General features: G+C 45.8%; 14 protein-coding genes. 13 read left to right on the forward strand and 1 reads right to left on the reverse strand.

Annotated features, from left to right (window positions below; genetic code table 11):
* Positions 1 to 21 precede the first annotated feature (21 nt).
* The 8 genes from HMPREF3190_RS04885 (at position 22) to HMPREF3190_RS04920 (ending at position 11581) form a co-directional block, all read left to right on the forward strand.
* Positions 22 to 2397, forward strand: a complete 2376-nt coding sequence (locus tag HMPREF3190_RS04885; RefSeq protein WP_066780934.1) for a cell wall-binding repeat-containing protein — start codon at positions 22 to 24, stop codon at positions 2395 to 2397.
* A 205-nt stretch (positions 2398 to 2602) separates the two neighbouring features.
* Positions 2603 to 3667 (forward strand): redox-regulated ATPase YchF, encoded by a 1065-nt coding sequence (ychF, locus tag HMPREF3190_RS04890; RefSeq protein ID WP_066780936.1) that lies wholly within the window; start codon positions 2603 to 2605, stop codon positions 3665 to 3667.
* A 174-nt stretch (positions 3668 to 3841) separates the two neighbouring features.
* The gene (gatC, locus tag HMPREF3190_RS04895; RefSeq protein ID WP_066780938.1) at positions 3842 to 4174 is read left to right on the forward strand and encodes an Asp-tRNA(Asn)/Glu-tRNA(Gln) amidotransferase subunit GatC; all 333 of its coding nucleotides are present in this window, start codon (positions 3842 to 3844) and stop codon (positions 4172 to 4174) included.
* Entirely contained in the window at positions 4174 to 5808 is a 1635-nt protein-coding gene (gene gatA / locus HMPREF3190_RS04900; protein ID WP_082715175.1) for an Asp-tRNA(Asn)/Glu-tRNA(Gln) amidotransferase subunit GatA, read from the forward strand. The genes gatC and gatA overlap by 1 nt, the downstream gene beginning before the upstream one ends.
* Position 5809: 1 nt before the next feature.
* Positions 5810 to 7396 carry an Asp-tRNA(Asn)/Glu-tRNA(Gln) amidotransferase subunit GatB gene (gatB, locus tag HMPREF3190_RS04905; RefSeq protein ID WP_066780940.1) on the forward strand — a complete coding sequence of 529 codons (1587 nt, stop codon included), beginning with the start codon at positions 5810 to 5812 and terminating at the stop codon, positions 7394 to 7396.
* Positions 7397 to 7531: 135 nt separating this feature from the next.
* Positions 7532 to 8638: a glycosyltransferase family 2 protein gene (locus HMPREF3190_RS04910; RefSeq protein ID WP_449676250.1), complete on the forward strand. Its 1107-nt coding sequence runs from the start codon at positions 7532 to 7534 to the stop codon at positions 8636 to 8638.
* Positions 8635 to 9867 (forward strand): glycosyltransferase family 2 protein, encoded by a 1233-nt coding sequence (locus tag HMPREF3190_RS04915; protein WP_066780944.1) that lies wholly within the window; start codon positions 8635 to 8637, stop codon positions 9865 to 9867. Before HMPREF3190_RS04910 ends, HMPREF3190_RS04915 begins: the two co-directional genes overlap by 4 nt.
* 367 nt (positions 9868 to 10234) lie before the next feature.
* Positions 10235 to 11581 carry an ATP-binding protein gene (locus HMPREF3190_RS04920; RefSeq protein WP_066780946.1) on the forward strand — a complete coding sequence of 449 codons (1347 nt, stop codon included), beginning with the start codon at positions 10235 to 10237 and terminating at the stop codon, positions 11579 to 11581.
* A 66-nt stretch (positions 11582 to 11647) separates the two neighbouring features.
* Here the strand turns inward: HMPREF3190_RS04920 and HMPREF3190_RS04925 are convergent, their stop codons facing one another.
* A complete protein-coding gene (locus tag HMPREF3190_RS04925; protein ID WP_066780952.1) occupies positions 11648 to 12937 on the reverse strand; it encodes a polysaccharide deacetylase family protein in 1290 nt (429 codons plus the stop codon).
* Between the two features lie 505 nt (positions 12938 to 13442).
* Between HMPREF3190_RS04925 and fsa the strand changes: the two genes are divergently transcribed.
* The 5 genes from fsa to HMPREF3190_RS04955 all read left to right on the forward strand — a co-directional run bounded on the left by fsa (position 13443) and on the right by HMPREF3190_RS04955 (position 21360).
* Positions 13443 to 14126, forward strand: a complete 684-nt coding sequence (gene fsa, locus HMPREF3190_RS04935) for a fructose-6-phosphate aldolase (RefSeq protein ID WP_066780956.1) — start codon at positions 13443 to 13445, stop codon at positions 14124 to 14126.
* Between the two features lie 28 nt (positions 14127 to 14154).
* Complete coding sequence (gene rho, locus HMPREF3190_RS07655; RefSeq protein WP_449676252.1) at positions 14155 to 16377, forward strand: transcription termination factor Rho; 2223 nt, start codon at positions 14155 to 14157, stop codon at positions 16375 to 16377.
* Positions 16378 to 16555: 178 nt separating this feature from the next.
* Positions 16556 to 17692 carry a signal peptide peptidase SppA gene (gene sppA / locus HMPREF3190_RS04945; RefSeq protein ID WP_066780958.1) on the forward strand — a complete coding sequence of 379 codons (1137 nt, stop codon included), beginning with the start codon at positions 16556 to 16558 and terminating at the stop codon, positions 17690 to 17692.
* Positions 17693 to 17759: 67 nt separating this feature from the next.
* Positions 17760 to 20123, forward strand: a complete 2364-nt coding sequence (locus tag HMPREF3190_RS07660) for a class I tRNA ligase family protein (RefSeq protein WP_066781302.1) — start codon at positions 17760 to 17762, stop codon at positions 20121 to 20123.
* 121 nt (positions 20124 to 20244) lie between these two features.
* Positions 20245 to 21360 (forward strand): coiled-coil domain-containing protein, encoded by a 1116-nt coding sequence (locus HMPREF3190_RS04955; protein ID WP_066780960.1) that lies wholly within the window; start codon positions 20245 to 20247, stop codon positions 21358 to 21360.
* The last annotated feature ends 133 nt before the right edge of the window (positions 21361 to 21493 follow it).

The following is a 21493-nucleotide window of genomic DNA, read 5'->3' on the forward strand; positions in this document are numbered from 1 at the left end:
GGATAACAGTAAGGAGAAGTTATGTTAAACGGAACTAAGGCAGTTTCATTAAGGTGGGCAATTCCTGCAGCCGTAGCATGCGCTGCAGTTTCAGCCGCTTTATTTGCTGCACAACCTGCTCAGGCAGATGAGTACGATAGCAGCGTACCAGTAGGTAATTTTAGCCGTATCGCTGGCGCAACTGCGCTTGATACAAACGCTAAGATTGTATCGAAATACATTGAAGCCTACGGTGCAAACTACGATAGGCAAAATGTAATTCTGGTAACCAAAGACTTGTATCATGACGCATTGAGCGCTTCTGCTCTTGCTGGTCAGCTTAATTGCCCCATTGTTTTAACAGGAAGCACTAAGCTGTCAGCTCAGTCTGCTGATGCTATTTCTGGTATCAATAACCTTAAAGTTTCCGATAAGGACATGTCTCTTAAGCAAATTAAAGAATGGAATAATACAAAGAGAAAAGAAAACAAAGACACCAACACAACGCTTACGGTATGGATTGTTGGTGGCGAAAAGGTAGTTTACAAGCAAGTTGAAAAAGATCTTGCTGAATTAACTCAGCACACTGGCGTGAAATATGAAATTAAGCGTATTGCCGGCGATTATGCTTCTGATACTTCTCTTAGAGTAGCAGAAACCATTGAATCGCTGAAAAAAGCTCAAAAGGCAGATAACAAAAAAGACTTCGCAGGTAATGCTGCAGTTGAATACAAAACATGCTATGTAGCAACCTCTGCCGATTACTTTGACGCTCTTTCAATTTTTTCAATGGCTGATGCAGAAAAAACACCTATCTTCCTTACTAATAGCATGAACAAGCTCGATCAAAAAGCGCTTGATCAAATTAAGAAAGACGGTTACAACACTGTAACAATTGTTGGTGGTCCAAACGCAGTTGATTCATCAGTTGACGCAGCTCTTAGAGGCGTTGGCGTAGGCAGTGTTACCCGCGTGTTTGGTGAAACTGGTTATGACACATCTCGTGAGTTTGCTCGTACGGTTGTTAATGGTAAAGTTGATGATGGTGGTAACAAAGTCGCGAGCAATATTACTCTTGCAACTGGCTGGGGTTATCAAGATGCTATGTCAGCAGCTCCTCTTGCTGCAAAAACTGGCAACCCCGTATTAATTGCTGATGACACGAACTACACAGCAGCTCTTGATGTTGTTAAAGCAATTAAGGACAAAGATAAGCGTATTGAAAGCGGTACCATCTTTGGTGGTAAATCGGTAGTATCTGAAACTGTTCGTCTTGCATTTGAAGATGCAATTTCAGACCTTAAAGTAACGCTTACTGACGCTGATGGTAACGTAATGAATGCTGGCGAAGATGGCGACCCAGTTTCGCACATGTGGTTCCGTAATACAGAGCTTACGCATACAACTACCGCTCAGGAAACTGTATACTTTAATCAAAAAGAAGGCGCATGGTATCTGGTACGTGCCACTGATTACACTACATTAAAAGATGTTATGGAAAAGGCACTTAAAGACGTACAAAAAGACACCCTTGCAGATTACGTCGTTAACCTTGGCAGCGGTAAGGATGCTGTATCCTTCAATGGTTATCTTTTGGACAATGCTCAGCAGTTCAAAGGTGTAGCAGGTGACGGCCATTCTGCTGATCCTGGTCACGATGAGCAGCTTGCTCTTAAAGCTAAGTATAAGGAACTTGATACTCGCTTAAAGGCATTCCAGAAGCTGTTAACGGCTGACGTTACGCCGCAACTTTACGCTCAACTTGACGCATTTAATAGCGATACCTACTTTGGTTATCTTGGCGATGTCAAGGGTGCTGTGCTTAAGCAGTTATTTGTTGACATTAAGAATATTAACGAGAATCCAGCATTAACAACTGACGATAAAACTGGAAAGCTGACAGCGAAGTATAAAAAAGTTCAGGATACTCTTAAAGATGGTGGTACAGAGGCTGCGACCAACACTATTCTTAAGGCACAGAACTATCAAGATCAATTAGACGCTGTTGATTATTCACTGCATGGTGCAAATGATGGTACACCTGAAAAGACACGTTGGGAGAAGCATACGTTCAAACTTGCAGCTTCTACGGCTTTTGCTCCTTGCTTAGCGTATCAGTACTATACGGTAAAGATTGACGGTGCGAGCGCAACTGTTAAACCTACGACCGAGCAAGTAACTGCTGCACATGATGCGCTTGACAAAGCCATTGCTGCTGCTACCGATCCAATGAAGTTTGCTACGTATCTTGATGCGAAATTTGTTGGTGCTGATACTCAGTTCTACAAGGCAACAGACAAAGCTCGTTTGCTGCAAGGTGTAACAACAGAAGACTTCTTCAAGCCTGAGGCACTTGTTTCACACCTGCCAGCTGGTGTATCAAGCATTACGTTTGGCGTTTACAAGCCTCAAAAGTAGTCGTTACTTTATCCTTACTCATTCCTAGTAGGTCAGAAAGGTAGTCTTCTTGAGGGGCTGCCTTTCCTCGTTTATAGCGCTTTCCCAATACAATAGTTTTTACGTATCGTGCGGTATTCATGCGGGTATTTCATTTTTGCTGTATGCCGGCATCTTTCATACTATAATAAACACCATACAAATGTATTCGTTTCAAGGAGCAAGTATGTCGCTTTCTATTGGTATTGTTGGACTTCCCAATGTAGGCAAATCTACCTTATTTAATGCGCTTACCAACAACAAAGCGCTTGCTGCAAATTATCCCTTTGCAACCATCGAGCCTAATGTGGGTATTGTGCCTATTCCCGATGCACGTTTGCACACGCTTGCTGCTATCGATAACGCTCAACGTACCATCCCTGCTACGGTTGAGTTTGTCGATATTGCAGGGTTGGTGGCAGGCGCATCGCAAGGAGAGGGGCTTGGCAATCAATTTCTTGCTAACATACGTGAAACCGATGCCATCTGTGAAGTAGTACGTTATTTTTCCGACCCTGATGTTGTACATGTTGCAGGTAAAGTGAACCCCTCAAGCGACGTGGATACTATCCACACTGAACTTCAACTTGCCGATTTGGCTACTGTTGAAAAAGCGCTTCCGCGCCTTGAAAAAGAAGCAAAACGCGAAAAAGCGAAAGCCGAAACGCTTGCTACTGCTAAGCTGGTGTACAAAGCGCTTTCTGATGGTATTTCTGCGCGCGATGCGAATTTAACGCTCGAACAGCAAGCACATATTGCCGATCTGCATTTACTTACCATGAAACCCATTTTGTATGTAGCAAATGTTGATGAAGATCAGCTTACGTCGACACTTGCACCGATACACGGATCACAACCGGTTTTGGTAAGTGCTAAAATTGAACAAGATTTAGCAGGCCTTGACGCCAGTGAGGCACAGTTGTTCCTTGAAGAGCTTGGCTTGCAAGAAAGCGGCCTTGCTCGTCTTGCGCGCAGTGCATATGCGTTGTTAGGCTTGCAGTCGTATTTTACGTCAGGTGAAAAAGAAACACGCGCATGGACTATTCCTATTGGAGCAAAAGCGCCCCAGGCAGCAGGCGTTATTCACTCCGATTTCGAGCGTGGATTTATTAAAGCTGAAACAGCTTCCTATGACGATTATGTTGCGTATCAGGGAGAAGCGGGCTGTCGTGCTGCAGGGCGTCTTCGTCAAGAAGGCAAAGATTATGTGGTATGTGATGGCGACGTGATGCATTTTAAATTTAATGTATAAGCGCCTTATGGCGCATAAGGAGCGTTCTAGAATGTGAGCAGCTCTTTGGAATGTGAGTAGCTTTTTGATGTAGTTAGTGTACAGGATTGTAAGGAACATTCTGCTGCTTGCATATTTGCTGCTTATACATCCGCTGTTTATACAGGTGTTGTTTAAAGAGAAAGAAAGTAACGTATGACTTCAACGAACCAACCACCGTGTGAATATGTTTCGCAAGCTGATGTACGAGCTATTGCATCGTACGCGCGGCTGCGCTTGTCTGATGATGAAATTGAGCCTATGACACGCGATTTAAACAACATCATCGAAAGTTTAAAACCTATTACCGAGTATAACCTTGATGGCGTTCAGCCAACATTTCATCCTATTGGCGGTATGGAAAATGTTATGCGCCCCGATATTCCCGAATCAGAGTTTTCTCAGGAAACTGCCTTGGAAAATGCTCCCTCAAAGCAAGGAGAATTTTTCTTAATTCCATCAATTTTAGGCGAAAGTGGTACTAACTAATGGAAAAAACGCCCTGTATTGCAACACTGTCTATTGCTCAGTTGCACGATCATTTAAAGCGTAAAGATTTTTCTGCAAAACGCATCGTAGACGCGTATTACGCGCGCATTCGCGATTTTGAGCCCGAAATACATGCTTATACGCAACTTACGAGCACACAAGCCTATGAAGCTGCAAAGCGTGTTGATGACGCTATTGCTAACGGCACTTTTGATGAACTGGGTTTGTTGGCGGGTGTTCCCATTGCTTTTAAAGACAATATGAACATGCAAGGAACAAATACTACTTGTTCATCGCATATGTTAGAGCATTACGTGTCGCCTTTTGATGCAACGTGTGTTGCGAACGCACTGCATGCGGGAGCGCTGCCGTTAGGCAAGTTGAATATGGATGAGTTTGCGTTTGGTTCCTCTACGGAAACGTCCGCGTTTGGAGCAACGCACAATCCGTGGGATACAAGCCGTGTACCAGGTGGTTCTTCGGGCGGATCGGCCGCTGCGATAAGTGCAGGCTTAGCAAGTGTTACCTTGGGTTCAGACACGGGTGGTTCTATTCGACAACCAGCAAGTTTTTGCGGCTGTATTGGCGTAAAGCCATCGTATGGTATTGTTTCGCGCTATGGAGTAGTTGCGTTTGGCTCATCGCTCGATCAGGTTGGGCCTTTTGCGCGCTCAGTGCGCGATGCTGCTATAACACTTGATGCCATTAAAGGCTACGATAAGCACGATGTTACTTCGCAGCATTTGAATGTGAACTATGCAAGCGTACTTCAAGGCGATGCGCGCAGTGTGCTGCGTGGTATGCGCATTGGCGTTGTTCCTGAATTTATGGACGCACAAGGTTTGCATGCAGACGTGAAAGAGCGTGTTCACGATGCGATTTGTGCACTTGAGCGCATGGGAGCGCATATTGTAGAAGTATCGCTGCCCGATGCGCGCGCTGCTATGAGCGCCTATTATGTGTTAGGTCCTTGCGAAGCGTTCTCGAATTTGGCGCGTTTCGATTCGGTGCGCTATGGTCATGCTCACGTTGATGCCACTAATTTGGAAGATCGCTACGAGCTTTCGCGCTCTGAAGGTTTTGGAGCGGAAGCGAAACGTCGCATTATGCTGGGCAGCTATTTGCTTTCTGCTGGTGTATACGAAAAGTATTATTATCCTGCACAGCAAGTACGCACCCTTATCACGCGTGATTATGTGGAGGCATTTAAGCAGGTAGACACTATTGTGTGTCCTGTGGCTCCTCGTGTTGCCTTTAAGTTTGGCGAGATAAGCGACCCAACCGCTATGTATCTGTCGGATATGTTTACTATCTCGGTAAATATTGCAGGAAATGGTGCCATGAGTTTCCCTATGCCTCCTAAATCGCCTGATAGTTTACCTATTGGTGTACAAATTATGTGTCCGCAGTTCAAAGATGAAAATATGTTTAAAGTTGCGTATGCTCTTGAGCAGGAATATGGAAGTGCACCGCTTGCACCTGCGTTTAGACACGAAGAGAGCAGGGCGCATAGCAGCAACGCAGCGTCCGCACTCACATCAACTACTGCGTCCGCGCCCGCATGCAATACTGCGTCCGCTCCCATATCCGCATCGGAACTTGCGCCATCAACCAATGAAACGGCAGGTGAATAGCATGAAAACGCTTGAAGAAATTCTTGAAACATGGGAGCCTGTTATCGGTCTTGAAATTCATGCCGAACTTACCACGTTAACAACCAAAATGTTTTGTGGTTGCAAGCTTGAATACGGTGCAGCACCAAATACCCATACCTGCCCCATTTGCCTTGGTTTACCTGGGGCGCTACCCGTTCCTAATAAAGCGGCAATTCAGTCGATTGTGCGTGCAGGGCTTGCTACGAATTGCGATATCGAGAAGCGTTCAATGTTTTATCGCAAAAATTATATGTATCCCGATATGGCGAAAAACTTTCAAACAACACAAGGTCCTATTGCGTTTTGCATGCGTGGACATTTGACGCTTGATGTTGATGGCGCAGCGGTAAACGAGCGCTATCGTGCGAATTCATTGCAGGTAGGTCAGCAGTTTGAGAACATCGTTAAAACTGAACAAGGCTACAGCGCGCACGTTGGTATTACGCGTATTCATATGGAAGAAGACGCAGGTAAAATGATACATATCGGCGGTGATGAGGGGCGTATTGCAGGCGCTACCCACTCGCTTGTTGATTACAATCGTGCTGGCACACCGCTTATCGAGCTTGTTACCGAGCCCGATTTGCGCACGCCCGAAGAAGCACGTTTGTTCATGCAGAAATTGCGTCAAATTTATATGGCTATCGGCATTTCTAATTGTTCTATGGAGCAAGGCTCAATGCGTTGTGATGGTAATATTAGCCTGCGTAAACGAGGAACAACTACCTTAGGTACTAAAACCGAGCTTAAAAATTTGAACAGCTTTAAGTCGCTGCATGATGGATTGCTGTATGAAATTTGTCGCCAAGCGGAAGTGCTGGAAGAGGGCGGTACCATTTATCAGGAAACGCGCCATTGGGATCCGTCCTTGAAGTGCACCATTGTGATGCGCACTAAAGAATCGGCTGATGATTATCGCTTATTTCCCGAGCCCGATTTAGCCCCTTTTAACTTGTCAGATGAGTTTATCGAGGATATTCGTGCAAGCTTGCCCGAGCTGCCCGATGAAAAAATACAGCGTTACCAGAACGATTACCATTTATCTGCCTATGATGCGCGCCATATTGGCGATGTTGAACAAGCATCCGAGTTTTTTGAAAGTGCGCTTGCGTGTGCAGGCGATGCTGCCATAAAGCTTGCAAAACCGCTTGCTAATTTGGTGTTAAACGATCTGTTCGCTCAATTGTCATCGGTCGATATTGATGAGGCTGAATCGGATAAATCGTACTGTGTGCTTACTCCTTGTGATGCGGTGCGTTTAGTAAGCTTGGTTGATGCATCAGAACTTTCAAGTAGGCAAGCAAAAGAAGTGCTATCAGCTGTTTTAGCAGGTGAGGGAAGCGTTGACGATGTTGTTTCAAAACGCGGTTTAAAGCAGGTATCCGATACCAGCGTTCTTGAGGGCATTGTTGATGGTGTATTAGCACAATTTCCCGACAAGGTACAAGAATTTAAAGCTGGTAAAACAGGCTTGATGGGCTTGTTTGTAGGACAGTGCATGAAAGCTACGAAAGGGCAAGGCAATCCAAAACTGCTTAATGAGATTATTGCGCAAAAATTGCAATAGCGACATGTACATGCGAGTTGCAACGACGCGCTCGCGGATGCAAGCTGCAAGGTCGCACTCACGGATCTGAATTGCAACATTATGCACATGCGCGTAGCAACAACATACGCAAGAAAGCGAGGTACATCAGGGATTATGTCGTGTTCTACACCAATAACTCCCAACAGCAATCATTCGTCTGCTCCTGTTGTAAGCGTCATCATTCCCATGTATAACACCGAGCGCTATATTGACGAGTGTATCGCTAGCTTACGAGCGCAAACCTTTCCTTATTTTGAAGCATTTTGCGTGGACGATGCCTCTGAAGATGCTAGTTTTGTGAGTGCGCAGCGTGCTACGGCTGGTGATGCGCGTTTTACGTGTTTGCAACTGCCTCAGCATGGCGGCCAGAGTGTGGCGCGTAATGTAGCACTTGAACAGGCACGTGGCGAATATGTTGTTTTGCTTGATAGCGATGATTATCTGGTTCCTTGCGCGCTTGAACATTTGGTAGCATATGCGCACACCATGCAACTTGACGAGTTGTATTTTAATGCGCGTTCGTTTTATGAATCGCCACAAGCGCACCAGCTTGTTCGTGAAGATTTTTCTAACCGGCCATCGTTTTCGCAGGTAGCAACTGGTTTAGAGCTGTTTACGTTTTTTCAGCAGCACGATGCGTTTTTTCCTCAAGCGGCACTTCGCATGGTTCGGCGTGATCTTATTGAGAAACACGCTATTCGCTTTTATGAGGGTATTATTCACGAAGATGTGCTGTTTACGTTTATGTGCCTTGCGTATGCGCGCCGTTCGTCGTTTTTAAATGAGCAGCTGTATATGCGCCGCGTGCGTATGGGCTCAACGATGGTGCAGCCGAAACGAACGATTGACAATGTGCGCGGACATTATGTGTGTATGCGTGAAATTACTACCTGGGTTACACGGCATGAATCGGTGCTTTCACCTGCTATTATCGATGCGCTGGCAAAGCAGCTGTTTGCGTATCGTGCGCTGTGTGCACGCGATTGGGTACACGATATTGACCCGAGCGATAAACAGGCATTTTTGGCATCCCTTTCGGTACGTGAGCGTTTTGCGTTTAGCGAGGATATTATTGCGTTGGGTACGTATTTACACGCCAAAGACCAGGAGTTTTATCAGTCGTGCAGCTTTCGCGTGGGAAATGCATTGCTTGCAGCACCACGTGCTGTTCGTAATATGATTACACGTGCACGTAGCTTTCGAAAGGATAATGCGCAATGAGCACGTTGTTGTCTAATAACGCCGCACCCACGTCACATACTTCTGCATGCGGTGCGTCAAAACCGCTTGTGAGCATCATCATTCCGCTCTACAACTCCATGCCCTACCTGCGTGAATGTCTTGCAAGCGTTCAAGCGCAGCGCTACACCAATTTTGAAGTGTTGTGCATTGACGATGCATCGCCCGATGACGCGCGTGCATACGTAGAATTGCTGCAGCGAAGCGACCCGCGCATCAAGCTTCTGAACAGCACAAATTCCGATCAGCAAAAAAACTTGGGGCCCGGCTGCGCGCGCAATGTGGGGCTTTTGCATGCGCAGGGCACGTATATTTACTGTCTTGATTCCGATGACATTTTGCACGCGCGTATGCTTGACACCTGTGTTCGCACGCTGCAACGCACCAACGCCGATATGCTGCTCTTCAACTTCACCACCTATAACCAGCGCGGCGCGTGTGAGCTGGAGGTTCAGTGGGGAATGCCGTATCGCAATGAACTTCCTTGCGATGCACGTACGCGTTTTGTGTGGGATACGTGTCCTGATGTATTTTTCCAATGCGTAAAAAATGTTCCGTGGAACAAAATGCTGCACAAGCGCTTGATTGAACGTTTTCGTGCCCGTTTTCAGCAGCTTTATCTTACGGAAGACATGATGTATTCGCTTACGAGTGCAGTGTGTGCAACGCGGATTGTTCGCAGCGCGCAGCCTTTGCTTGCGCATCGGGAGTTTAGTGGCACAAACGCTATGTCTGATAAAGGAAAACATCCACTCGATGTAATAGATGCTTTTAAGGAGCTTTATCAGTGGCTTACTTTGCACAAGCACTATGAAGCACTTCGTGTGTCATTTATTGCGTGGCTTGCCGAAGCGCTATATTACAACTTACCTGCCTATAAGCACACGGACGATTTTGCTCGTGCGTGTGCTGCTTTAGCGGAATTCTTACATGCTATTCCTGAAGCTGATATACGTGCAGCTCGCGATTGTACGTATCATACATCGGTAAGTGCCGTACTCGATGCATTGCTTGATGTGTTTTATTGCAACGGAAGCATACGACACAGTTTTTCGGATCATGAGTGGCTAAAGTTTTTGCTTCATGTAACTAATTGCGCTGTTCAAGAGGTTGATAGCAAGGTGTGTGAGTTTCAAGTAGAAGCGAACGCGCTGGTGAAGTTGCTGCGTCGTGTGCGCCTTGCGCTGCACAAGCGCGGCCTCGCGTTGTAGTGTAACCCGCACACGCATGCTGCTCGCGCTCGTAAATCGCAGCATCAGCACGCACCAACGCCACCATCCGCTCGTTTCCGCATCTGCCTTTCCCGTTTTTTGTCGTGCCTGCACTCCTGTGTGTTTCGCCGCCATCAGCTTGTTCGCGCTACCGTCGCCGCCACCTGCGCTGCCCCCCTTTTTTCATGCCGCTTCGCCATCTGGCTCGCACATGCACACATTCCCACTCGTTCCCGCTCGTCGGGCAAATTCATAAAAATGTGATAAATCTCACACAAAACGCTATAATTATGTGATAATACTCACATAAAAATGTATAAAAGTGTGATTTCTATCACATAAATCTAATTTTTGAAAAGAGAAACGTATGCAACGTCTGATTATTGAGCAACTCAAGCAGTGGAAACGCTCTGATTATCGTAAGCCACTTATCGTGCAAGGTGTTCGTCAGGTTGGCAAAACATGGATCTTACGTGAGTTTGGAGCGCGCTGTTACGAACATGTAGCCTATTTTAATTTTGAGGAAAATGAAGATTTTAGGCAATTCTTTAAACTTTCAAAAGACCCGCATCGCATTCTACAAAACCTTAGAATTGCAAGCAATCAAATAATTAATGCAGATAATACGCTTATCATTTTTGATGAAATACAAGATTGTTCTGAACTTATTACATCGTTGAAGTATTTTTATGAAAACGCACCTGAATATCATGTTGTATGCGCTGGTTCACTGCTTGGTATTGCGCTTGCAAAACCTCTGTCATTTCCTGTTGGTAAAGTAAATATGATGTGTATGTATCCCATGACATTTACTGAATTTTTACTTGCAAATAATCAGTCAAATTTAGTTGAATACTTAGAACAACTCAATAAGATTAGCCCTATACCCGATACATTTTTTAAGTTGTTGCTTGAGTATTTAAAAATGTATTATGTAACAGGTGGTATGCCTGAGCCAGTATGTAGGTGGGTTACTGATCACAATGTGCAAACTATGCATCATGCGCTTGAAGAATTGGTTAAAACATACGAATTTGATTTTTTAAAACATATAAGTCCTATTCAATATCCAAAAATTTCTTTAATTTGGAATTCGCTTCCATCTCAGTTAGCACGTGAAAATAAAAAATTTCTTTACAAAGCTGTAAAACAGGGTGCTCGTGCTCGTGAGTATGAAGATGCCTTACAGTGGTTAGTAAATGCTCAACTGGTCTATAAAGTATATCGTAGTACCGCTCCGCGTATTCCACTTTGTTCGTATGATGATAGTTCGGCGTTTAAAATATATCTTGCTGATGTGGGCATTTTGCGTTGTCTATCACATCTTGATATTCAAGCATTTACGGAAGGGAATCGTTTATTTACAGAGTTTAAAGGTGCGTTTTCCGAGAATTATGTTGCACAAGCTTTGATAGCGCAAACACATTCTACATTGCATTATTGGTCACAGACTAATCCCCCGTATGAAGTTGACTTTTTGCTTCAGTATAAAAATGATATATTCCCTGTTGAAGTAAAAGCAGACACCAATATTACCAGCAAAAGCCTCAAAAAATTTAAGGAATTGTTTCCTCAGTATACAAAATTGCGTATACGTTTTTCGTTGAATAATTTATCGCTTGATGGTGATGTATTGAACATTCCACTGTTTATGGCAGATTTTACACCTCATGTGCTTGAATGTGCGCTGGCGCAGCTTGGGCGGCGCGAATAGTGCATTTCTCGCGCGCAACAACAACGTAGGCAGCACCGAAAGCACGTTACACCATTTGAACGCATGCTATGCCAGTTCAGTAGGCAAAACGCACTGTTCCGGCATACGCGCAACTCCATCGGCAATTTCACGTGGAATACCGCTATCGCTTGCAAGCAGTTCGTGAATACTCATTGGCTGCAAGCCTTTTGCTTTAAGGCCTTGCAAAATGCGAGGAAGTGCTTCCAAATCTTGATCGCGCTTGCCACCACCATCATGCATAAGAATAACACTACCTGGCGTTATATTATCAAGCGCTCGGTTGACAATGGCGTCAACGCCTGGTTGTTTCCAGTCGAATGTGTCGTGTGTCCACATAATTTCCGATGAAATAAGGCCACCTGTTGCTAACCAAACATTAAGATTGAAAGCGCCATAGGGCGGACGCAGCATGGTGGTTGCAACATCGGTTGCTTTGCTGATACTTGCTGCCGCTTCGCGCAGTTCATCTTGCACTTGTTCTTGATTACGTTTGTTCAGTGGCGGATGCGTATACGTATGTGATGCAATATGATGTCCTTGCGCTAACAGCTGTTGTGCCAGCTTAGGATACATATCAACATTTCGTCCAATATTGAAAAACGTTGCGTGCACGTGGTGGTCACGCAAAATAGCTAAGTAACGCTCCGTGTAAACACTAGGGCCATCATCAAAGGAAATTCCAACACCTTTACCGTTGTTATCGGGAACAATAGGTTTTGTAGTAACAATGCAATTTTTTGCAGGAACGATAACATCGTTTTCAACTACTTCGCCTGATATTTTGCCGGTGCGTTTCTGTATTTTTCCCGCTTGTGGCCATTGTGTCACGTAGCTTACGCAGCCCAAGCGCTTTGCATCGCCATGACGATGTTCCAGCTTTGGTGCAAGTATACTTTCTTCTGAGGTAAATGGCTCGGTTTTATTTTCTCCATCAAGAATTTCAATGCGCTGGTGAGCAACAGGGCGCCACAGTGCAGCGTCATCAAAATCGAGCTTTTCGCCATTGAGAACAACCGAGTAGGGGTAACCTTGTGCTTCCTGCAGTAAAGCGCCCGTAACAGACATTAAATTGCCAGGTTTTGTAGGGATATTAAGCGCAGCAATAAGATCTTTGATGCGTGCGTTGCTTCGTATTTTTGTTGGTTTGCCATTGACAGTTATTTCAACTTCTTGGTGTGTGAAAGCGTACGCGCTTGTTGCAACAGCCGCCGCAAGTACTCCACCACCGATGATTACTTTACGGCGTGTAAGTGCAGCTATATCGCTTGACGAGGGGAGCTCTTGGTCGTCATGTGGTGTGTGTGCAGTGCGAGAATGACTATCTTGCTCGCTCATTGTTATTCCTTCTTCGATAGCACGTCAATACATGCAGTTGCTTTGTGTAGGGGGTGCTGCGTGTGGAACATCTGCTAAGCAGGCGCAGTTTTCAGGGAAAACGATATATTTTGCCGCAGGAAATTCCACAAGTTATTGTACCATGCAAGCCTGTTTATGCGTCCGTTTGCCTCCATTTTGATACCAATATTCACCGTGCTTTCAGGTTTCTTTCATACAGAGAAAAAGAAGTGTTTTTGCGTGTCATTTCACGCGGTATACGTGCATGTTTCATGCGTGTTGTAAAAAAGCTTGCACGTGTTCTTATTTTGCGTTACCATGCTTTTTAGACACAGATTTAACAAACGAGTGTGTGTCTTCTTTTTCACCTATGCGAAACACAGCTTAAAGGAACAATACCCTCTCTTGCATTTTCAAATTTAGGTAAACTAGGCAACTTTCATGGGCTTGAACAGGTATGGTTTGCACAGGTATGTTCATATAACCACGTATGTTAGGAGGAGTCGTGAAGTTTTTTCTCGACACAGCAGATTTGCACGAAATTGAAGAAGCTGCAAGTTGGGGTGCTCTTGCAGGTGTAACTACCAATCCATCGCTTTATGCGAAAATTGGCGGCAAAGTAAGCAATTTTACCGAGCATATCAAGCGCATTTGCAGCTTGGTTGATGGGCCAGTATCAGCTGAAACAGTTGCTATGACGCGTGATGAGATTATTGCTGATGGCCGTAAATTAGCAGCGATTGCTCCTAATGTTGTTGTCAAAATCCCTACGATGGTAGAGGGTTTAGCAGCTACGCGTGTTCTTGCTGATGAGGGTATTCGTGTGAATATGACATTGTGCTTTTCAGCTCCTCAGGCACTGTTGGCAGCACGTGCTGGTGCGCGCTACATTTCGCCTTTTGTAGGACGCTTTGATGATATTTCTGAAGATGGGTTATCGCAGTTGCAAGACGTGGTATCCGCGCTTGAAAATTACGATTTTACTAGTTCAACCGCTCGTGGCGAACGTCTTGAAGTTATTGCTGCCTCTATTCGTAGTGCGCATCATGTTACGCAAGCGGCTTTGATGGGCTGCGATATTGCCACCGTTCCGTTCGCCGTGTTGAAAAAAATGGTGCAGCATCCGCTTACCGATCGTGGTTTGCAAGCATTCTTAAACGACTGGAAAAAAGTAGAAGCCAGTGAATAGTGGTATGGTATCTCATAAAGGAAGTGTAATGAACGAAGAAGAGAAGCAAAACCAAAGCTCAGACGCACATGTGTCATCGCTCGAGCGCTCTGGTACGCCTGATCAAACAACATCACAAACGGCTGATATTGCACCTGATAAACCACGCAGACGTGGTCGGCCAAAAGGATCAAAAAATAAAAAAACGCTTGCGATGGAAAAAACAACCATTCATACCGCGCTTCGTGAAGACACTCCTGTGAAACATACCAGTGCTGCATTTGCAAGTGCAGCTCGTGCACAGTCTGAAACGCTTGCCAGTGAAAGCTTCGCTGCGCATGAGGACGCTAAGCGTACAAGCACGTTTAACGATCATCGCATTTCAACGCGTCTTCCGCGTCGTACTACGCATGCAACCATTGCGTCTCAAGAAAAAACAGGCTTTAGAGCAGCAGCTTCACGTGCTCCTCAAACGTACGAGCGCGCAATAGGCTTTGTTGCTGATAGCGGCGATGCATTGCACGGTGATGCGCTTCATGCAGACACTAAACGCAGTGATGCGCTTCGTGCAGAAACAACACGTGATACAGCGCAACAAGGAAACAGTTCACGTTTTGAGACATCGCGCAGCACGAGCGTACGAAACACAGCTTCACGTACGGGAAAAACATCGCGTTCTATTGCAGCAGGTGAAGGGGAGATTGCTGTTTCGTTAAGCGACAGTGATACGCCCCGCACGCGCGTAGTATCTCGCTATGAGCGTCGCACTGATCGCGGGGAACGTGCGGAACGCATTGAGCGCGCTGATCGACCTGAGCGCAGCTTTGACCGTGCTGACGAGCGCGTATCAGAGCGCAGCGAGCGTTTTCAAGAGCGCACACTCGATCGTTCAACATCCTCAAGTGATAGAAACGAAACCAAAACGCGCCCTCAACTTTCAAAACCTACAACGCGTGTGTATCATCAGCGACAAGAGCGTGTTTGTACACCGAGCGTTTCTAAAGAAGAACTTTCGGCTGCAAAAGTTGCCGATTTGCGCGCTCGTGCAATTGAATTGGGAATTGAAGCAACAGGCTTGAAAAAAGCCCAGCTTGTTGACGCAATTTTTGAAGCAAGCAGCGTTGCAGAGGGATTCCTTGAAGTGCGTGGTGTTCTTGACATTTTGGCAGATGGATATGGTTTTTTGCGCACGCAGGGATATTTACCAAGTGAAACAGATTGTTATGTTTCTATGTCGCTTATCAAGCGTAACAAATTGCGAAAAGGCGATTATCTGGTAGGTCAAACGCGTCCTGCTCGTACGAACGAAAAATTCGCTGCGATTCAAAAAATTATTTCCATTAATGGTATTGCTCTTGAACAGCTGAGCTCCCGCGTGCGTTTTGCCGACTTAACACCTGTGTATCCGCAAGATCGCCTGGTTATGGAGCATGGTGCGCAAACTATCACTGCGCGCGTTATTGATTTGGTGGCTCCTATCGGAAAAGGTCAGCGTGGACTTATCGTATCACCTCCTAAAGCTGGTAAAACTACTATTTTGAAAGATATTGCGGCGTCAATTTCCGCCAATAATCCTGAAGTCAAATTATTGTGCTTGCTTGTTGATGAGCGTCCTGAAGAAGTAACTGACATGCAGCGTTCTATTAAAGGTGAAGTTATTTCATCGACATTCGATATGCCAGCGGAAAATCACATTGCAGTTGCCGAAATGGTTATTGAACGTGCAAAGCGCATGGTTGAAATGGGCGATGACGTAGTAATTCTTCTTGATTCTATCACGCGTTTGGCACGTGCGTACAACTTGGCTCAGCCTGCATCGGGACGTGTGTTGTCAGGTGGTGTCGACTCGACAGCATTGTATCCACCAAAGCGCTTTTTAGGTGCTGCACGTAATATTGAACATGGCGGCTCGCTTACTATCTTGGCATCTGCGCTGGTAGAAACTGGTTCAAAGATGGACGAAGTAATCTTTGAGGAATTCAAGGGAACGGGCAACATGGAACTGAAGCTCGATCGTGCACTTGCCGATAGACGTATTTTCCCTGCTATTGACCCAATTTCAAGCGGTACCCGTAAAGAGGAATTGTTGCTTGATGCTCAGTTAGCGCCATTGGTATGGGCGCTGCGTCGCATTTTAGCGAACATGTCGAATACTGAGCGCGCGATGGATACGCTTATCAAATCGCTGAAGCAAACAAACGACAATCAAGAGTTTTTGGTACGTACTGCCAGAAAAGCGCAACAATCTAAAGGCGAGCCCGTAACGTTGTAGTATTTTGTGTTACCGTTAGGTATGATAGTACAAAGCGCTTATGGATAACGTATTGCATGCGTAATGCAATGAGCTAAACCATATGGGTAGGTTGTGCAGATGCGTTCGTTTAAGCGCGTGGTATATATGATATGTTTTTGCATATGCAACACGCCTCAAGCTTGTGAAAGGAACTACCATGTTAGAGCCTGATACTAATTCTGTGCAACCGCCAGAGTCTTCTGCATCGTTGACGCCATCACATACGGATATGCCATCTGCGGTTAGTGCTGGTAATTGTGGTACGCCAATTGATTTTGCTGCATTGGGTGCAACGGCCGCTTCTGGTTCGGCTGGTTCAACGGCTGCTTCTGGCGCTCCCGTTCCGCCTGCTCCGTCCGTTACAAACGATTCATCTGCGCAAACACCATCTAAAAAGAAAAAATCACGCAAGCCTTTGGTAATATCACTGGTCATTGTTGCAATTTTGGTACTGTGTGCTATTCCATCGCTTATTCTTCCTGCTACTGCAAACATTTCTGCCAACAACATTGGCATTATTACCATTAACGGAACGATTGGTTATGATGGTTCGGCATCTTCTCCCGAAGGTCTGAAAAAGTTGCTTGACCAGGCACAAGACGATCCCACGGTGCAGGCAGTTGTGTTGCGTGTTGATTCAGGCGGCGGTTCTGCTACTGCTGGTGAAGAAATGGCCCATTATGTAAAAGAATTCAAAAAGCCTGTTGTAGTATCAAGCGGTTCAATGAACGCCAGCGCTGCATATGAAATTTCTGCTCAAGCACAAAAAATTTACGTGAACAAAACCACAGCAATTGGCGGCATCGGTACGGTAATGCAGGTTCACGATTTGTCACGACTGCTCGATAAACTGGGCATTTCGGTAGAAAACATTGCGTCTGCCGAGTCGAAAGACTCAAGTTATGGAACGCGTCCACTTACCGATGCCGAGCGCACGTATTACCGCAATTTAATTAACGAACTTAATGATACGTTTTTGCAAAATGTTGCTGATGGGCGTCATTTGCCACTTGAGAAAGTGCGCAGCCTTGCAACGGGTATGCCGTTTGCTGGCACGACTGCCGTTAAAAATGGTATTGCCGATGAACTGGGCGGACTGTCCGAAGCAACCAGCGCGGCGGCAGCCTTGGCGAACTGTTCGACGTACACCACTAAAAAGCTTGAGCTTGATAATAGTTCATTATTTTCATTAAAATCATTGCTTAAAAACGAAGTAAAGCGCGCAGTGAACAGCACTGTTAATGAAGTCTTTCGCTCGGTTAAGGAATCGCTGAATGCAACAGAAATCAAATAAGGTATCGCCTGTGTGCGATGAAAAGCAATCTGCATCATCTGCGTGTCGTGCGCATGACGTGGCGCCTATGAATGCATCTTCGTCTGAAGCACCAAGCTTTCGCCAGCAGCTTGATGCTCGCCCGTGGCCCAAGCGTGCCGTTGTAACAGCGGGTATGCCCTATGGTAATAAGTCACTTCATTTTGGTCATATTGCTGGAGTTTTTGTTCCTGCTGATTGCTTTAGTAGATTTCTGTGCCATCGTTTGGGTGCACGCAACGTGCTTTTTGTAAGTGGTACAGACTGTTTTGGCTCACCTATCAATGAGGGCTATAGAAAAGCATGTGAACAGGGGTTTAATGGTACGTTATACGATTATGTTGCTAAAAATCATTCTACGCAAAAAGACGCACTTTCTCGTTATGGTATTTCGCTTTCAATATATGAAGGCAGTGGCATTGGGCGCTGCGGTGAAATTCATCAGCATATCACCAATGAGTTTATCACGCGTTTGTTCGAGCAGGGAGTTTTAAAGCGTGAAACCACGTATCAGTTCTATGATACGCAAGCGCATACGTTTTTGAACGGTCGACAGGTCGTTGGACGTTGTCCTGTTCAGGGTTGTAAATCGGAACACGCATATGCCGATGAATGCGACATGGGTCATAGCTATGCTGTTGAGGAACTTATTGCACCACATTCTACCTTAAGTGGCACTGTTCCCGAAATGAAGCCTGTTGAAAATTGGTACTTTGACTTACCGCGTTATCGCAGCATGCTTGACAATTTTGTTGAAGAAAACAATGCAAATCCGCAGGTACGTGCCGTTGTTGCACAAACGATCAGCGAGTTTTTGTGTGACCCTGTGATGTATATTAAGTGCTCGGAGCGTGAAGCATTCAATGCGCTTGCGTCTCAGTTGCCTGAGCATACCCTGATTGAAGCAGAAAACGGCAAGCAAAGCTTCGAGTTGCGTTTTAGTACCATCGAGCAGCGTGATACGGCACGCGATATCTTACATGCGCATCAAATTCGCTTTAGAACAGGTAAAACACTTGTTCCTTTCCGCATTACGGGCAATATTGAGTGGGGTGTTAAGGCACCAGTACTTGATGGCGTTGAGGGGCTTACCGTATGGTGTTGGCCAGAGTCGTTGTGGGCGCCTGTTTCGTTTACTATTGCGGCACTTGAACAGCGCGAATGCGGCGCAGCTGGCGCACATGGGGTTGCTTGTGAGCAGCGTGAATCTAATATAGCTTGCGAACACGACGCTGCGTACAAGCACAACGATGATGGCGAAAATGCTGCCACCCTCACGCATGCCGCACTGACTGCGCAGGGCGATCTAGCCATGCATGATGAACAGGAAGAACACCGTTCGTGGCGCGATTATTGGTGCAGCGATGACGCGCGCGTGTACCAGTTTATCGGACAAGATAATTTGTATTTTTATGGCGTTGCTCAACCAGCTCTGTTTGAAGCGTTGCAGGGTTGCGATCTTGAAACAGGAAATCAGTTACCTGCACAAAAGTCATTGCATCAAACAACACTTATTGCAAATCACCACGTGTTGCTGGGTGGCAAGAAAGCTTCATCTTCGGGTGCTGTTAAACCACCTTCCGCTGCTGAATTGCTTGATTACTATCCTGTAGAAACCTTGCGTGCGCATTTCTTAGCACTTGCGCTTGGCGAAAAGTCAGTTGGTTTTAAGCCGCAAATTTTACTTGGATCTCAGGAAGAAAAAAACAACCCGCGCATTGCCGATCCAGTGCTTAAAGAGGGCGCATTGTTGTCGAATGTCTTTAATCGTTTGGCGCGTAGCGTTTTGTATGAAGCAAAGAATTCGTACGCGTGCCTTGTTCCGATTCACACTCCTTCACCATGCGTCATTAACGAGGCTCATCAGGCTCTTTTACGGTATGATGAGCTTATGTTTAAAGTTGAACTTCATACGATTATGGCGCACTTAGATAGTTATTTACGTGCTGCAAATAAACGATGGGCAACAGCGATGAGTACGCTTGCAGCAAAAGAGCAAAACTCACACGAGCGCACCGCACAAGAGCAAGCTTCAAAAGAGAGCGATACGCCAACACAAGTGGCCTACGAGACTTCCTTGCAGGAACAAGCAGTTCAACAGCATGCTACCCACGTGCCGTTTTCGCCAGAATATGCAGGCACGAGTGTTGATACGTGTCAGCAATTGCGCTTGCAAACACTCAATGATGCTTTGTACCAGCTGTGGGTATCGTGCCTTATGATGGAGCCTATCGCGCCGTTTGGTTGTCAAAAGATTTGCGACTTTTTAAATTTTGATCCTCATAGCTTCTTTTCATGGAACCATGATTTTGCATCGGTGAGCGAGTTGTGTTCGCCTGCGGATTGTCCTCAAGGAATGCATCGTGTAAAGGAACTACCTGCGCGTTTCGACTTTTTCCAGCGCGAACTGTAAGTGTGAGGGTGTTCTTTTTAAGGAAAATATGAGCTAGGGCTGCTATTCTGGTATCGTGTAAGTGTTGTTGTTTCATTATATGAAGTACCATAAAGCAAGATATACCTGAAAGGAGCCGTTTATGCTTTCTGCTATTCGAACTCATACGGCCCGTATTGTTATAGCATGTGTAGCGAGCGTTGCGCTTATGGCTGTTGGAGCTGCCGCTTTCCATGTATCTGAAGTAGCGTATGCACTTCCAAGTGCTGCGCAAAAACAAGCCGAAGCTGAAGCGGTGCTTGTGCGCTTAAACGCCATGCAAGACCAACTCGATCGAGCATCCAATAATTATACTGATGCGCTTATGGCTCAAGATAAAGCGGAAAAATCACGCGATGCCGCCCAAGCCAAAATTCAACAGCTATCCAAAGAAATAAGTGCTGTTCAAGAACGCCTTAATGACCGTGCACGTTCAATGTATCGCGGTGGCCCTGCGTCAGTGCTCGATTTATTGCTTGGTTCATCGAGCTTTAAGCAGTTTACGCTGAATTGGGAAATGATTACGCGTATCAACGAAAGTGACGCCGCTTTGATTCAGCGTTCAAAAGATTTGCGTGCGCAAGCAGAAGAGCAGCATAAAGTATTTAACGAACAAGCTACTCTTGCAAAAACGAAAGCTGATGAAGCAAAAGTAATTGCTGATCAAGCTAAGCAAACTGTCAATGAAATGCAGTCGACATATAACAATTTGAGTGCAGAAGCAAAACAGTTGCTTGCTCAAGAGGAAGCTGCGCGTGCAGCTGCTCAACAAGAAGCTGCTAATCGCGAAATTGAACGTCAACGTCGCATGGCTCCTCGTGATTCCAATGGCGCATCGTCTGGTTCATCGTCAGCTTCACGAGGCTCCTCTGCGCGTCCTGCGCCTCGATATAGCTCTTCATCTGGTAATGTTATTATTGACCGTGCGCGCGCTCAGTTAGGTAAGCCTTATGTGTGGGGTGCTATTGGTCCAAATTCATTTGACTGCTCAGGCTTGGTTGGTTATGCCGTAACGGGGCGTATTGGTCGTATCGGAACTGCGCGCTCCTTTATGAGTTGGCCGCGTGTATACGATCCAAAGCCAGGTGATATTGCGGTAAATAGCCATCACTGTGGTGTGTATATTGGCGGTGGACGTATGATTCATGCTGCTACTGAGCGTGTCGGTGTTATAGAGGGGCCTGTTCAAGCGGGTATGATCTTTGTGCGCCCAAACTAAGGTGCAATGCGAAGTACGAAGCAACTCATACGTCGCAGCCAATAAGCAGTAACGAACAAGTAGTACACAACAAGGCAGTACGTAGTAAGTAGTAACTAACCAGCACTAACTAACAAGCAGTAAGGGGCACGTT

The organism is Umbribacter vaginalis (assembly GCA_001552935.1).
GTDB classification, from domain to species: Bacteria; Actinomycetota; Coriobacteriia; order Coriobacteriales; family Eggerthellaceae; genus Berryella; species Berryella vaginalis.

Bases quoted from the DNA above. Each gene is read 5' to 3' on its own strand.
- HMPREF3190_RS04885 (WP_066780934.1), top strand. From the start codon at position 22: ATGTTAAACGGAACTAAGGCAGTTTCATTAAGGTGGGCAATTCCTGCA.
- ychF (WP_066780936.1), top strand. From the start codon at position 2,603: ATGTCGCTTTCTATTGGTATTGTTGGACTTCCCAATGTAGGCAAATCT.
- gatC (WP_066780938.1), top strand. From the start codon at position 3,842: ATGACTTCAACGAACCAACCACCGTGTGAATATGTTTCGCAAGCTGAT.
- gatA (WP_082715175.1), top strand. From the start codon at position 4,174: ATGGAAAAAACGCCCTGTATTGCAACACTGTCTATTGCTCAGTTGCAC.
- gatB (WP_066780940.1), top strand. From the start codon at position 5,810: ATGAAAACGCTTGAAGAAATTCTTGAAACATGGGAGCCTGTTATCGGT.
- HMPREF3190_RS04910 (WP_449676250.1), top strand. From the start codon at position 7,532: ATGTCGTGTTCTACACCAATAACTCCCAACAGCAATCATTCGTCTGCT.
- HMPREF3190_RS04915 (WP_066780944.1), top strand. From the start codon at position 8,635: ATGAGCACGTTGTTGTCTAATAACGCCGCACCCACGTCACATACTTCT.
- HMPREF3190_RS04920 (WP_066780946.1), top strand. From the start codon at position 10,235: ATGCAACGTCTGATTATTGAGCAACTCAAGCAGTGGAAACGCTCTGAT.
- HMPREF3190_RS04925 (WP_066780952.1), bottom strand. From the start codon at position 12,937: ATGAGCGAGCAAGATAGTCATTCTCGCACTGCACACACACCACATGAC.
- rho (WP_449676252.1), top strand. From the start codon at position 14,155: ATGAACGAAGAAGAGAAGCAAAACCAAAGCTCAGACGCACATGTGTCA.
- sppA (WP_066780958.1), top strand. From the start codon at position 16,556: ATGTTAGAGCCTGATACTAATTCTGTGCAACCGCCAGAGTCTTCTGCA.
- HMPREF3190_RS07660 (WP_066781302.1), top strand. From the start codon at position 17,760: ATGAATGCATCTTCGTCTGAAGCACCAAGCTTTCGCCAGCAGCTTGAT.
- HMPREF3190_RS04955 (WP_066780960.1), top strand. From the start codon at position 20,245: ATGCTTTCTGCTATTCGAACTCATACGGCCCGTATTGTTATAGCATGT.